Consider the following 13,424-nt stretch of genomic DNA (forward strand, 5'->3'; position numbering starts at 1 on the left):
AGACCCTTGTCCCCGCGCTGATGCCGGTTGAAGGCCCTCGTGATGTCGGGATCCCCCGGCAGCGGCGGGTCCCACTTCATGATCCCGTCATAGGACAGGGTGGCGTGGAAGGGCAGCCCCGCCTGGGCCAGCCGCAGGGCCAGGGCCTCGACCCAGCATGCGGGCATCAGGTCCAGCAAGGCTGAGGCCGTGACCAGCGTCACCTCCTGCAAGGGCAGGGCATCGAGATCGCGCAGGTCCATCAGATGCCGACAGGTACGGCCCGGCGCCTCGGCCCCTGCAGCGTCAAGCAGGACGGGGTCGTTGTCCACCAATCGCCACTGCGCGTGCGGGGGCAGGTGCGGCGCCAGCGCCCGCAGGGTCGAACCGGTCCCGCAGCCCAGATCCAGGATGACCGGATCAGGCCCCGCCGCCCCTGCCGCCCGCATCATCAGCCCTTGGTCCCTGGCCGCCCGGTCGGCCGGTTCGCGCAGCGACAGCCAGGCAGCCGTGAACCCCATTCCTACAGATCGCCTTCGAACCAGGCGCGTGCCATATGGCTTTCGTGCAGCGTGATGCGCAGCTTTTTCAACCGCCCAGGATCACCCAGGCCACCGGACCGCGCCGCGGCTGCCAGTTGGCCGAAGATGTGGTGGCACAGGAATTCGGTCGTGGTGAAGGCGCCAGCGAATTCGGGCACTTCGTCCAGGTTCTTGTAGCGCAGGGGCGCAAGGGCCGCGGACAAGGCCTGCGTTGCAAGGCCCATGTCCATAACCAGCCCCTCGTGGTCCAATGCTTCCGTGAAAAAGGCCGCGTCGACGGTGAAGGTTGCCCCATGCATCCCCTGCGCCGGTCCGAAGGTGGGCGAGGGCAGCGAATGGGCGATCATGATGTGGTCACGGACTTCGACGGCGAACATGAACTCTCCTTGGGGTCAAAAACGGATGCGGTGGCAGAGCGTGTCGGGATCTGCCAGAATGGCAGGGTAAGCGTCCGCCAGATCGGCAAAGCGGGTCTCGCCCGAGATCAGGATTTCCAGCCGGTTGTCCAGCAACAGTTCCAGCGCCATGTTCATGCGGCGTCGATAGGTCCAGCGAGGGGCGCGGTCGGGCGGAATGGCGCCGACCTGCGAACTGACGATCCGCAAGCGGCGGCTGTGGAAGGCACCTCCTAGGGACAGGCTGATATCGCCCTCGCCGTGCCAGCTGGCTTCGGTGATGGTGGATTGCAGGCCGGCAATCCTGATGGCCAGATTCAATCCGGCTTCGGTTGCACTGGCATGGATGACCACATCCTGATCCATGGGCGCGTCGGGCGGCGTGGCAAAGTTGCAGCCAAGGGACCGGGCCGGTTCTTCCCGCTGGGGCAGGGGGTCTATCACTGTTACCCACGACCCCGGCAGCCGTGCCGCCAGCGAGGCCACAAGCAACCCGACCAGGCCGCCGCCGATGATCGCCACACTGTCACCCGCCCCTGCGCCGCTGTCCCACAGGATGTTCAGCGCGGTTTCCATGTTGGCGGCCAGAACGGCGCGTTCGGCCGGCAGGCCCGCAGGCAGGGGTATCAGCCCGTCTTCCGGCAGGCGGAAGACCGTCTGGTGAGGATAAAGAGCGAAAACGAGGCTGCCTTTCATAGTACCCTCGTCCACCATGCCCACAGCGGCATAGCCGTACTTGACCGGAAAGGGAAAATCGCCCTGCTGGTGCGGTGCGCGCATGCGGTCATGCTCGCTGGCGGGAACGCGGCCGGACAGGACCAGCCGTTCGGTTCCGCGGCTGATGCCGCTGAAAACGGTCCGGATCAGGATGCCTTCGCCCATCGCGCCGGGTCGTATCCGGGCCTCGTTCGACCCGATGCACCACAGGGCGTCTGCGGTCATGCCGGACGGTGCCTGGCAGGACATCCCATGCTCCGGACGACGGGCCCATCCTGCAAGGCAAGGCCATTGGCAAGGCAGCGCGGAGCCATGAACCCGCGACGGGCGGTCCGATCAGAACCGGACACGGCTGGAAGGATATTGCGCATCCTCTCCCTCCCCGGATTCGGCTGCAACGAAATCGACACCAGCATGTAACGGATTGAGCTGTCTGAATAGCCCCGGATATGCGACGCACTGTCGTGACCCGTCACGTTCCACAGGACACGGGTTTTCTGGACCCGTCAGGCAGGGTGTCCTAAGGTTGCTCACGCAGACTGGCGGGAGGGAACATGCGGCCAGACGCCATTCTGGGACTGATGCGGTCGCTGGCGATCTATTACAATCCCGTCCGAACCTGGCAGCTGCGCCAGTTCTATCGGCAACTTTTGCGTCCGGGTGACCTTGCCTTCGACATCGGCGCGCATGTTGGCAACCGGGCGCGGGCCATGCGGGCCGCCGGTGCGCGAGTCGTTGCCTGCGAACCGCAAGAGCCTTTTGCCGCCTTCCTGCAGCGCAGCCTGCCGCGCGACATCATCCTGGTTCGGATGGCCGTCGGTCCGCATGAAAGCATGGCCGAGATGGCGGTCTCGTCGCTTCATCCCACCGTCTCCTCCCTCAGCACCAGCTTTGCAACCGCCGCCGCGCCGGGTTTCGCCCATGTCCGCTGGGACCGGCGGCAGCAGGTACGCGTGACCACGCTGGACAGGCTGATCGCGTCCCATGGGCTGCCGCGTTACATCAAGATCGATGTCGAGGGTTTCGAGGAAGAGGTTCTGAAGGGTCTTGGCCAGTCGGTGCCGATGCTGTCGGTCGAGTATCTGCCAGCCTTCCGGGATCGCACGGTCCGGGTGATCGACATGTTGGAACGGCTGGGACGCTATCGCTTCAATCCGGTGGCGGGCGAAGCGGGTGGGTTCCTATGGCCGGCATGGCGAACGGCGGCAGAAACGCGCGACTGGCTGGCCAGCCTCCCCGGTGATGCGCCCTCGGGTGATCTTTACACGCGCCTTTCGTCGACGCTCTGAGCCTCCGGGGGCAGTGGGGCCGGAGCCTCGATCAGGTCCAGGATGATGGCCAGCGAACCGGCAACATGCCCGCGCATCAATTCGGCGGCCCGAGGGCCATCCTGCGCCTCCACCGCCGCCAGGATCGCACGGTGTTCGGCGCGCGAACTGTCGATCCGGCTGCGGCGGATATCGAACTGCGCGCTGCGCCACGGCATCGACCGGCGGTTCAGATCCTCCAGCAACGCGGCCAGAACCTCGTTCTGGCAACCCAGCCGCAAGGCGTCATGGAACCGCGCGTTGATCCGGGCATAGGATATGTCGGACAGATCGGCCTCGTCCAGGATGGCCCTCAGCGCTGCGCGTTCGACGGCGGTCATGCGGCGTGCGGCCAGATCGGCGCACAGCGCCTCCAGTTCTCCCATGGCCTCGAACAGGTCGCCCAAGGCTTCGCGGCTCATCCGGCGGATGACAAAGGCACGCCGAGGGCCGCGCTCGATCAGTCCTTCGCTGGCCAGCCGGTGCAACGCCTCGCGGACCGGGGTGCGCGACACACCGAATTCCGACGCCAAGGCGGCTTCAGCCAAGGGCGTCCCCGGCGGCAGGGTGCCACTCACGATTTGGCGCGAAAGTGCGGCATGAACATGATCGGCGGATCGCGGGGCAGGTGTCATGATGGTTCCCGTGATTGTATTCCTGTGAGCTTAATATGTATACAAGTCGGAATGCTGGCGCCACGTGATTCCGCAAGGGACTGATGATGACCGATTTCGATTTCCTCTCTGGGCGCCGCCCCCCGACCCTGTCGGCGCGGGCGATGATCGCGACCTCGCACCCTTTGGCAAGCGCGGCGGGACTGGCGGTTCTTCACGATGGCGGGAATGCCGTGGATGCGGCCATTGCCGCCAGTGCGGTGCAGGCGGTCGTGGACCCCCTGATGACCGGGATCGGCGGTGACTGCTTTGCCCTTTATGCCCCCGCTGCAGGGCCGGTGCGCGCGTTGAACGGTTCGGGCCGGGCGCCCGCCGCCGCCACGATCGAGGCCCTGCAGGCCAGCGGCCTTGGCGATGTCATTCCCCAGACCAGCCCGCATGCCATAACGATACCCGGGGCGATCGCGGCCTGGTGCCGGCTGCACGCGGATGCAGGCCGGCTGCCGCTGCAGCGGTTGTTCCGCGACGCCATTGCCTATGCCCGCGAGGGGTATCCCGTCACGCCGCGCGTGGCCCGCGATTGGGCCGAGGCACAGGCGCTGATCGGTCAGGACCCCCACGCGGCGGCGGTCTTTCTTCCGGACGGTCGGCCACCCCGTGCCGGGGCGCGTCATGTCCAGCCGTTGCTGGCCGACCGCCTGACCGAGATTGCGGCCCATGGCCCACAGGCCTTTTACCAGGGCCAGACGGCTGCACGAATGGTGGCCCATCTGCGTCGCCTGGGCGGCCTGCACACGGAACAGGATTTCGCCGAGGCCACGGATGGCGCGGAATGGGTCACACCGATCAGCGCCACCTATCGCGGCTATGAGGTGCACGAGTGCCCGCCCAACGGGCAAGGCCTTGCGGCCCTGCTGATCCTGAAGATCATGGAAGGCTTCGACATGGCGGCCCTGTCGCCCGCCGACCGCATCCATATCCAGGCCGAGGCGACCAAGCTGGCCTATCACCATCGCGACGCGCTGTTGGGCGATCCGGACCATTGCGCGGGACTTGCGGAACAGTTGCTTTCGGACGCGGCCAGCGCGGCCTTGCGGGCCCGTATCGACATGACCCGCGCGTTGCCGCCCGCCCTTTGGGACGAACCGCCGCACAAGGACACGATCTATCTGTGCGTGGTGGACCAGGAGGGCAATGCCGTTTCCTTCATCAACTCGATCTTCCACGGCTTCGGTTCGGGCCGGCTGGACCCGGCAACGGGCGTGCTGTTCCAAAGCCGGGGCGCCTCGTTCCGGATGATCCCGGGACATCCGAACGCCATCGGCCCCCGCAAGCGCCCGATGCATACCATCATTCCGGGCTTGGTGACGCAGGGCGGGCGGGTCGTCATGCCTTTCGGGGTCATGGGCGGGCAATACCAGGCCACCGGCCATGCCGCCTTTCTGTCGGCCGTCATCGACCGCGGTCTGGACCTGCAGGCTGCGATGGACGAGCCGCGCAGCTTCGCCACGGAGGGCCGGCTGGATGTCGAGGCCACGCTGCCCGAAGACCTTTGCGCCGAACTGAAGGTCCGGGGCCATCGCGTGACACGACTGACGGGTCCCATGGGCGGTGGGCAGGCCATCCGCATTCATCCCGACACGGGACTGCTGGAAGGCGGCTCGGACAGCCGCAAGGATGGCATGGCCATCGGTTTCTGAAGGAAAGCATGATGAAATTCCTCAAAAGGATCGGGATCGACAGCTATATGCTGATGCTGCTCGGGACGGTGGTCCTCGGCCTCGTGCTGCCGGCACGCGGCATCGCGGCCGAGGCGCTGGGCAGCATCACCTTCGGCGCAGTGGCCCTTTTGTTCTTTCTTTACGGTGCCAAGCTGGACCCCGCCGCGCTGAAGGCGGGTCTGCTGAACTGGCGTCTGCAGGGCCTGACATTCGCCGCCACCTATATGTTCTTTCCGGCCTTGGGACTCGGCTTTGCCGCCGTTTTCGGAAATCTTCTGGGTCCGGAGGTCACGCTCGGACTGATCTTTCTGGCCGTTCTGCCTTCAACGGTGCAAAGCTCGATCGCCTTCGTGTCCATGGCGGGCGGCAATGTGCCTGCCGCGATCTGCGCTGCGTCCTTGTCGAACATGATCGGCGTGGCGCTGACCCCGATGCTGGTCGCGGCGCTGATGCACGCGGGCGACGGCGGCGTCAGCATCGATGCGATCATCCGCATCGGGACGCAGATCCTGCTGCCCTTTGTTCTGGGCCATATACTGCGTCCCTGGATCGGCGACTTCGTCAAGCGTCGCCGCATGCTGACGCTGGTGGTGGACCGGGGCGCGATCCTGCTGATCGTCTATTCCGCCTTCAGCGCAGGCACCGTTTCGGGCCTGTGGGCGGCCATCCCCCCGGCCAGTCTGATCGCACTGATCGCCGTGGTCCTGGTGATGCTGGCGATTGTTCTGGGAGCCATCGCCGGGGCGGGCCGGCTGTTCCGCCTGCCGATGCCCGACCGGGCGGTGCTGTTCTTCTGCGGTTCGACGAAAAGCCTGGCATCGGGACTGCCGATCGCCGCCGCACTGTTTCCCCCTGAAACCGTGGGGGCGACGGTCCTGCCCATCCTGGTTTATCACATGGCGCAACTGCTGGTCTGCGCGATGATCGCCCAGCACAGCGCACGGCGCCATGCATCGGAGGCTCTGGTGTCCTGATCACCACCACGGTCTGGAGGGGAACAAGGAACCCTTGGCTGCGGGTCACGTTAACAGGGCACCCAGCACAAGCGGTTCAAGGAGCCCCCGATGGCGCAAACCCCCGCAGCCAGGTTGTCCGTCAATGGTCAATCCCACGAATTTACCGGCGATCCACGGCGCAGTCTGCTGGACTTTCTCCGCATGGACCTTGGGCTGACCGGCACCAAGAAAGGATGCGACCACGGCCAGTGCGGCGCCTGCACGGTGATTGTCAATGGACACCGCATCAATGCCTGCCTGACCTTGGCCGTCATGCATGATGGTGACGAGGTGCAGACCATCGAAGGCCTCGGCACACCTGACAATCTGTCGGCGCTGCAGCAGGCCTTCGTGTCCCATGACGGCTATCAGTGCGGCTATTGCACGCCGGGGCAAATCTGTTCCGCGACGGCGATGATCGAGGAACTGCGTGCAGGTTGGCCCAGCGTGATGACAACCGAAATGGCGGGTCATCCCCGGATCGACGAGGATGAACTGCGCGAACGGATGAGCGGCAACCTGTGCCGCTGCGGCGCTTACGCCAACATCATCGCGGCCATCCGCTCAGCCATGGAAGCCGAGGTGACGTCGTGAAAAGCTTCGACTACTCCCGCGCCGGTTCGGTCGAGGATGCGGTGGGCAGTGCCGCGCGGCTGATCGCCGGCGGTACCAACCTGCTGGACCTGATGAAACTGGAGGTCGAGACGCCTTCGGCATTGCTGGACGTGACGCGAACCGAGATGAACCGGATCGAGGAGCAGGACGGCAATCCGGAAAACGGCCTGCGCATCGGGGCACTGGTGTCGAATTCCGACTGCGCCGCCGACGACCGCGTGCGGCAACACTGGCCCGTGCTGTCCCGTGCGATCCTGTCGGGGGCCAGCCCGCAACTGCGCAACAAGGCGACCACGGGCGGCAACCTGTGCCAGCGCACGCGCTGCGGTTATTTCATGGACAATCATTCGCCCTGCAACAAGCGCGAGCCGGGCTCCGGCTGCGGCGCACTGAGCGGTGTGAACCGAAATCACGCCATTCTTGGCACATCCGAGGCCTGCATCGCGACCTATCCGGGCGACATGGCGGTGGCCATGGCCGCATTGGACGCAACGGTCGAGATCAAGGGTCCTGCAGGCACCCGTGCCGTTCCCGTGCGCGATTTTCATCGCCTTCCCGGGGACGATCCGTCCCAGGACAATGTGCTGGAACCGGGCGAAGTCATCACGGCCGTCATCCTGCCTGCCCCGGTGAAAGGACGGCACCTGTACCGCAAGGTGCGGGATCGTGCGTCCTATGCCTTCGCGCTGGTGTCCGTGGCCGCCGTCATCCGGATGGAAGAAGGCCGCATCGCCCATGCGCAACTGGCCTTTGGCAGCGTCGCCCACAAGCCTTGGACCGATCCGCGGATCGAGGCGCTGCTGATCGGCGCCGCACCTTCGCCCCGATTGTTCGACGAGGCTGCGGACCTGCTGCTGGAAACGGCGCAGGGCTATGGCGGCAACGATTTCAAGATACCCTTGGCGCGCCGCACCCTGGCCGCCGTCCTGGCCGAAGCCACGGGAGAATGAGCCGATGACCGTGACCTATGACCGCCCCGACCAGCGCAACATGCTGGACAAGATGCGCCAAGGCGTGATCGGCCAGCCACTGGACCGCCCCGAAGGACCGCTGAAGGTCACCGGGCGCGCCCCTTATGCCGCCGAATACAATCGCCCCGATTGCGCCGAAGGCGTGCTGGTCGGCGCCACGATCAGCAAGGGCCGTGTGACCGCCATCCACCGCGACGCGGTTCTGGCCATGCCGGGCGTGCTGGCCGTGATCGCCACGGACGAGATGTTGCGCCGTGCGGCACAGGGCGGCGCGGGCGAAGCCCCGATGCAGGACGTCGGCAAGATCGACTTTTTCTATCAGCCGGTTGCACTGGTTGTTGCAGAAACCTTCGAACAGGCCACGACGGCCGCCAAGGCCCTGCGCATCGATTATGACGACCAGTCCGACACGGCGCGCTTCATGCCCTCGGCCGTCGATGCCGAGGACGCCAAGGACCCTGTGGAGGCGGGCGATCTGGAAGGCGCACTGCGCGACGCGGCCCATGTCCTTGATGTCACCTACACGACCCCCTGTCATGCCAGCGCCGCCATGGAACCGCATGCGGCGGTTGCGCAATGGGACGGCGGCAAGGTCACGCTGCACGGCAGCCTGCAACTGGTCGCCTTCAACGTGAAGGAACTGGCCGACAGCATCGGCACGGACCCCGAGAACGTGCGCATCATCTCGCCCTATGTCGGCGGGGGGTTTGGCTCCAAGCTGGGCATTTCTCACGAGGCGGTGGCGGCGGCGGTGGCATCGCGCGAACTGGGACGCCCGGTCCGCGTCGTGATGAGCCGCCAGCAGGTGTTCCAGGCCATCATGCGTCGCAGCGAGACGACGCAGCGCGTGCGGCTTGGCTGCGATGCCCAGGGGCGTCTGTCGGCCTTTGCCCACGAGGCGCTGGTGTCGAACCTGCCCGAGGAGTCGTTTTCCGAACCGGTGACCCAGGCCAGCGAGTTTCTTTATGCCGGTGAAAACCGCCGGCTGGCCATCAAGATGTCGCGCATCTGCCGACTGACTGCCGGTTCGGTCCGTGCGCCGGGCGAAGCGGTGGGCATGCAGGTCCTGGAAGGCGCGATGGACGAACTGGCCGTCAAGCTGCACATCGACCCCGTGACCTTGCGCAAGCGCAACCTGCCCGCCGAAGTGCCGGGGCAGGGGACGCCCTATTCCACCCGCCGCCTGGTGGAGGCGCTGGATGCCGGCGCGCAGGCCTTTGGCTGGGACAAGCGTCTTCCCTTGCCCTGCCAGCGCCGTGAAGGCGAATGGTGGATCGGCATGGGCATGGCCTCGGCCGCACGCGTGAACATCCTGTCAAAGGCCGAGGCGCGGGTCACCTTGCGCGCGGACGGATCCCTTCTGGTGGAAAGCGATCAAACCGACATCGGCACCGGAAGCTATGCCATCCTGGGCCAGATCGCGGCCGAGATGCTGGGACAAACGATCGAACGGACCGAAGTGCGCCTGGGCGACAGCATCCTGCCCGCGGGTGCCGGATCGGGCGGCAGCTGGGGCGCAAGCTCGACCGGTTCGGCCGTCTTCCGCGCTTGCGAGGCGATCCGCGCCGTTCTGGCCGACAGGCTGGGGGTCGAGGCCGACGATCTGCTGATGAAGGACGGCCTCATCTGGGTCGAAGGGCAGGAGCCGCAGCCGGTCGCGGCGCTGTTGACCGGCGATCTGGTCCGGACCGGGCGCATCGAGCCCGGTGAAACGGCCAAGCAGTTCAACCAGGCCACCTATGGCGCCTTTTTCTGCGAGGTGGCGGTGAATGCCTTTACGGGCGAAACGCGCCTGCGCCGCATGACGGGTGCCTTTGGCTTTGGCCGCGTGCTGAATGCCAAGACGGCGCGATCCCAGTGCCTGGGCGGCATGGTCTGGGGCATCGGCAGTGCCCTGACCGAGGATCTGTCCTTTGACAGCCGCGACGGCCATGTCGTGAACCATGATCTGGCCGAATATCATGTGCCGGTGCATCGCGACATCCCCGAGATGGAGGTGATCCTTCTGGAAGAACGGGACGCCGCCGCATCGCCCCTTCAGGCCAAGGGTGTGGGCGAGTTGGGGATCTGTGGTGCAGCAGGGGCAATCGCGAACGCCATCTATAATGCCTGCGGCGTCCGCCTGCGCCATTTCCCAATGACGCCTGACCAGTTGCTGCCACATCTGCCCGATCCGTTCGGACCCGTTCCACCCCGGGGAACCTAATGCTGGGGCTGCCTCCACTGGCGCTGTCTTGCGGCAACCTCGGCACTGTCAAGGCAGACGAGGCCAAGGCACGGCAGCGGCTGGAAGGGGGCCAAAATCCGGTTCTGGTCACGACCAGCAGAGATCATCATCACGTGGTCAAACTTGTTCATGCGGAAGAGCAACCAACGGTATGGTCGGATCGGTCACCGGATTGGGGCAAAAGCTTTGCCTATCGAGGGAGACACCTCTGGCTCGCGTACTCCACGTTCGCTGCGGTGTCTTTCCCAAGGGGCATGGCAGCCGATAATTGCGTGTGCGAAAGGCGAGTTGCGGCCGCAGTATATGTCATCCGTTCTGTGACAATCACCAGACGAGTGCCTCCTCGCACGTACCTTTCTGAAGTTTTCGTGCCCCCCTCGCTTTCGGCTCGCACACCAGTGCAAGAAAAGGGTGGTCTGCCACAAGCAGTGGCTCTTGCCGTACCCGCACCGAGCAGCACCGCGAGCCTGCCGCGGGGCGGTGCCGAGGCCTTTCCTGCTGGATATGGCGCTCCCTCTGCCACTCCTGGCAGCCATGCAGCGCCGTTCCGTCAATCTGCTGCGTCCCGCCATGAGACGGTGCAGCCGTTTTTCACCATGTATCCCGACGCGTCCAAGCGCATCATCTGCAAGACCCTAACGCAACAGGGGTACCGGGCGTTCGACAGCCGAAAGGCGCGGACCTCTCAACCCGACAAAAGTCCCGTCATTCCACCACGCAGCGATACGATCCTAGTCGGCCCTCCCAAGGGGCTGGACCCAAGAAGCCCCCTTTGTCCCAACAGGATCTGCCGGACCATGCGCTGCAGCCCTCGGAGCGGCGCGGCACATCGTCCCCTTGGCAACGTGAATCGTGCCGGCCACCCTGTCAGTCAGCGCGGCCCCAATCTTCTGGCTCAGCCCTCGGCTGTTGCCCCAACCACGAACTTTAAGGAGATCTGCCATGGCCGATGACCTGTCGAATGAAATGACCGAAATGGGCTATGACGGTCCGGTAGGGGGGTGGGGATCGGCGCGTGGCATCGCCGCGGTGGCGCGGACCGCGCGCCCCACACCAGGGGTGATGGAAACGCTGGCCCGCCAGAACAAGCCCGGCGGACTGATGTGTTCCTCATGTGCTTGGGCCAAACCGCCCAGCCCGCACACCGCCGAGTTCTGCGAGAACGGTGCCAAGGCGACGATTTGGGACCTCACAACGGCCCGCTGCGGTCCCGACTTCTTCCAGGCGCATACCGTCTCCGAGTTGCGGAACTGGTCGGATCACGAACTGGAGGTACAGGGGCGCCTGACCCGCCCGTTGCGCTATGATGCCGCCAGCGACTGTTATGTCGAGACGGATTGGGACGAGGCTTTCGTCGCCATCGGGGCCAAGCTGAAGGCCTTGGACCCGAAGTCGACCTGCTTTTACGCATCCGGCAAGGCAGCGCTGGAAGCATCCTTCCTTTACGGGCTTTTCGCCCGGGCCTATGGGCACACGAACCTGCCGGACAGTTCGAACATGTGCCACGAAACGACCTCGGTCGGGCTGAAGAAGGTGATCGGCAGCTCGGTCGGCACCTGTGTTCTGGATGATTTCGAACATTGCGACATGATCCTGCATGTCGGCCAGAATCCGGGAACCAACAGCCCGCGCATCCTGCATCCGCTGCAAAAGGCCGCAAAGCGGGGTTGCTGCATCGTGGCCATCAACCCGTTGCGGGAAAAGGGCCTGCTGGAGTTCACGAATCCGCAAAGCCCGTGGGAGATGACAGTGGGCGCGCCGACCGAAATCTCGGACTGTTATCTGCAGGTCCGGGCAGGGGGCGACATTGCTGCGCTGACCGGCATCGCCAAGCATGTGCTGGCGCTGGAAAAGACCGAAGGCGGGATCCTGGACCACGACTTCCTGCGCGAACATTGCGCCGGCCTGCAGGAATGGATGGATTGGGTCGAGGCGACCCCTTGGGACAGGCTGGAGCAGGTCAGCGGCCTGCGCCGGTCCGAGATGCAGGCCATCGGCTCGATGTATGCCAAGGCCAAGGCGGTCATGGGCATCTATGGCATGGGCGTGACGCAGCATGTCCACGGCTCGGGCGCCATCGGCGCGCTGGTCAACCTGCTGCTGTTGCGCGGCAATATCGGACGCGAAGGGGCCGGCTGTTCGCCCGTGCGCGGTCATTCGAACGTGCAGGGGCAGCGCACCGTGGGAATCACCGAAAAGCCCGAACTTGTACCCAACGATACACTGCGTACCCTTTACGGGATCGAGCCGCCGATGGAGGAGGGCTGGAACACCCATGCCTTCTTGGAGGCGCTGCTGGATGGCAGTGCCAAGGCCTATGTGGGATTGGGCGGCAACCTGGCCCGCGCCGTGCCCGACCAGGTTCGCGTGGCCGAGGCCTGGCCCCGGCTGGAACTGACGGTTCACGTCGCGACGCGTCTGAACCACACGCATCTGCTGCCGGGGAAGTCCTCGTGGATCCTGCCCTGCCTTGTGCGGGCCGAGGAGGACATGAAGTCGGGCGAAAACCAGCAGGTCACGATCGAGGACAGCTTCAGCCACATCTATGGCTCGATCGGCAAGCGCATTCCCGCAGGACGCCACCTGAAATCCGAGGTCGAGATCGTGGCGGCCCTGGCCGAGGCGACGCTGGCACCGAACCCGCGACTGCCCTGGACGGCCTGGATGGACGACTACAGCCTGATCCGCGCGCAGATCGAAGCGGTTTATCCCGACAAGTTCGAGGATTTCGAACAACGAATGAACCAGCCGGGCGGCTTTTATCGCGGCAATGCCGCACGCGAACGGGTCTGGAAGACCGACAGCGGCAAGGCCGAATTCACCGTGCCCGCCGATCTGGACGCCAGCGGCCTGGAGGACAAGGCGGGCCTTTACCGGCTGATCACGTTGCGGTCCAACGACCAGTTCAACACGACCATCTATGGCATGTCCGACCGTTTGCGGGGCATCGAGGGCGACCGGATGCTGATCATGATGTCGCCCGAAGACATGGAGGCCGAAGGGTTGAGGCCCGAACAACGCATCAGCCTGACCGGCGGGCTGGATGACGGCATCTCGCGTCAGGTCGACGGGTTGCGGGTGCTGCCCTATGATCTTCCGCGAGGCTGCATCGCAGGCTATTTTCCCGAACTCAACCCGCTGTCGCCCTTGTCCCGGCGGGACCAGTTGTCGGACACGCCCGCGACCAAGGCAATCCCGGTCAGGTTGGCCTGACCCACTGCGGCACAACGTTTCGGAGCAGAACCCGAAATTGCACATTGTGAAGGCGGGCCGTTTGGATCAGAAATGCAGCGCAGCGGTTCCGGCAGGACCTATCCTGCCGGCCGTTCCGCTGCTTCGAC

The 13,424-nt window shown here is 65.2% G+C and carries 11 protein-coding genes; 7 read left to right on the forward strand and 4 right to left on the reverse strand.

Features of this window, described 5'->3' with window-relative positions; genetic code table 11:
• From ACLHHB_RS12515 to ACLHHB_RS12525, 3 genes are all read right to left on the reverse strand, one after another.
• On the reverse strand, positions 1-500 hold a 500-nt coding region (locus tag ACLHHB_RS12515; RefSeq protein WP_410218612.1), incomplete at its 3' end, for a class I SAM-dependent methyltransferase.
• 2 nt (positions 501-502) lie between these two features.
• Positions 503-898 (reverse strand): 6-pyruvoyl trahydropterin synthase family protein, encoded by a 396-nt coding sequence (locus ACLHHB_RS12520; protein WP_410218613.1) that lies wholly within the window; start codon positions 896-898, stop codon positions 503-505.
• A 15-nt stretch (positions 899-913) separates the two neighbouring features.
• The gene (locus tag ACLHHB_RS12525; protein WP_410218614.1) at positions 914-1,858 is read right to left on the reverse strand and encodes a zinc-dependent alcohol dehydrogenase; all 945 of its coding nucleotides are present in this window, start codon (positions 1,856-1,858) and stop codon (positions 914-916) included.
• Between the two features lie 329 nt (positions 1,859-2,187).
• Here ACLHHB_RS12525 and ACLHHB_RS12530 point away from each other — a divergent pair, with 329 nt between their 5' ends.
• Positions 2,188-2,922 (forward strand): FkbM family methyltransferase, encoded by a 735-nt coding sequence (locus ACLHHB_RS12530; protein ID WP_410218615.1) that lies wholly within the window; start codon positions 2,188-2,190, stop codon positions 2,920-2,922.
• Here ACLHHB_RS12530 and ACLHHB_RS12535 read toward each other — a convergent pair.
• A complete protein-coding gene (locus tag ACLHHB_RS12535) occupies positions 2,895-3,575 on the reverse strand; it encodes a GntR family transcriptional regulator (protein WP_410218616.1) in 681 nt (226 codons plus the stop codon). The genes ACLHHB_RS12530 and ACLHHB_RS12535 overlap by 28 nt on opposite strands.
• A gap of 86 nt (positions 3,576-3,661) precedes the next feature.
• Here ACLHHB_RS12535 and ggt point away from each other — a divergent pair, with 86 nt between their 5' ends.
• The 6 genes from ggt to ACLHHB_RS12565 all read left to right on the forward strand — a co-directional run bounded on the left by ggt (position 3,662) and on the right by ACLHHB_RS12565 (position 13,296).
• A complete protein-coding gene (gene ggt, locus ACLHHB_RS12540) occupies positions 3,662-5,254 on the forward strand; it encodes a gamma-glutamyltransferase (protein ID WP_410218617.1) in 1,593 nt (530 codons plus the stop codon).
• 11 nt (positions 5,255-5,265) lie between these two features.
• Positions 5,266-6,249, forward strand: coding sequence for a bile acid:sodium symporter family protein (locus ACLHHB_RS12545; RefSeq protein WP_410218618.1), 984 nt, complete (start codon positions 5,266-5,268; stop codon positions 6,247-6,249).
• Between the two features lie 90 nt (positions 6,250-6,339).
• Positions 6,340-6,864 carry a 2Fe-2S iron-sulfur cluster-binding protein gene (locus tag ACLHHB_RS12550; RefSeq protein WP_410218619.1) on the forward strand — a complete coding sequence of 175 codons (525 nt, stop codon included), beginning with the start codon at positions 6,340-6,342 and terminating at the stop codon, positions 6,862-6,864.
• Positions 6,861-7,835 carry an FAD binding domain-containing protein gene (locus ACLHHB_RS12555; RefSeq protein WP_410218620.1) on the forward strand — a complete coding sequence of 325 codons (975 nt, stop codon included), beginning with the start codon at positions 6,861-6,863 and terminating at the stop codon, positions 7,833-7,835. The genes ACLHHB_RS12550 and ACLHHB_RS12555 overlap by 4 nt, the downstream gene beginning before the upstream one ends.
• Positions 7,836-7,839: 4 nt before the next feature.
• A complete protein-coding gene (locus ACLHHB_RS12560) occupies positions 7,840-10,062 on the forward strand; it encodes a molybdopterin cofactor-binding domain-containing protein (protein WP_410218621.1) in 2,223 nt (740 codons plus the stop codon).
• Between the two features lie 963 nt (positions 10,063-11,025).
• Entirely contained in the window at positions 11,026-13,296 is a 2,271-nt protein-coding gene (locus ACLHHB_RS12565) for an FdhF/YdeP family oxidoreductase (protein WP_410218622.1), read from the forward strand.
• The last annotated feature ends 128 nt before the right edge of the window (positions 13,297-13,424 follow it).

Source organism: Paracoccus sp. (in: a-proteobacteria) (genome assembly GCF_046462195.1).
GTDB lineage: Bacteria > Pseudomonadota > Alphaproteobacteria > Rhodobacterales > Rhodobacteraceae > Paracoccus.

Coding starts and splice junctions, on each gene's coding strand:
- ACLHHB_RS12560 (WP_410218621.1), top strand. CDS start 7,840: ATGACCGTGACCTATGACCGCCCCGACCAGCGCAACATGCTGGACAAG.
- ACLHHB_RS12545 (WP_410218618.1), top strand. CDS start 5,266: ATGAAATTCCTCAAAAGGATCGGGATCGACAGCTATATGCTGATGCTG.
- ACLHHB_RS12520 (WP_410218613.1), bottom strand. CDS start 898: ATGTTCGCCGTCGAAGTCCGTGACCACATCATGATCGCCCATTCGCTG.
- ACLHHB_RS12525 (WP_410218614.1), bottom strand. CDS start 1,858: ATGACCGCAGACGCCCTGTGGTGCATCGGGTCGAACGAGGCCCGGATA.
- ACLHHB_RS12530 (WP_410218615.1), top strand. CDS start 2,188: ATGCGGCCAGACGCCATTCTGGGACTGATGCGGTCGCTGGCGATCTAT.
- ACLHHB_RS12550 (WP_410218619.1), top strand. CDS start 6,340: ATGGCGCAAACCCCCGCAGCCAGGTTGTCCGTCAATGGTCAATCCCAC.
- ACLHHB_RS12535 (WP_410218616.1), bottom strand. CDS start 3,575: ATGACACCTGCCCCGCGATCCGCCGATCATGTTCATGCCGCACTTTCG.
- ggt (WP_410218617.1), top strand. CDS start 3,662: ATGACCGATTTCGATTTCCTCTCTGGGCGCCGCCCCCCGACCCTGTCG.
- ACLHHB_RS12565 (WP_410218622.1), top strand. CDS start 11,026: ATGGCCGATGACCTGTCGAATGAAATGACCGAAATGGGCTATGACGGT.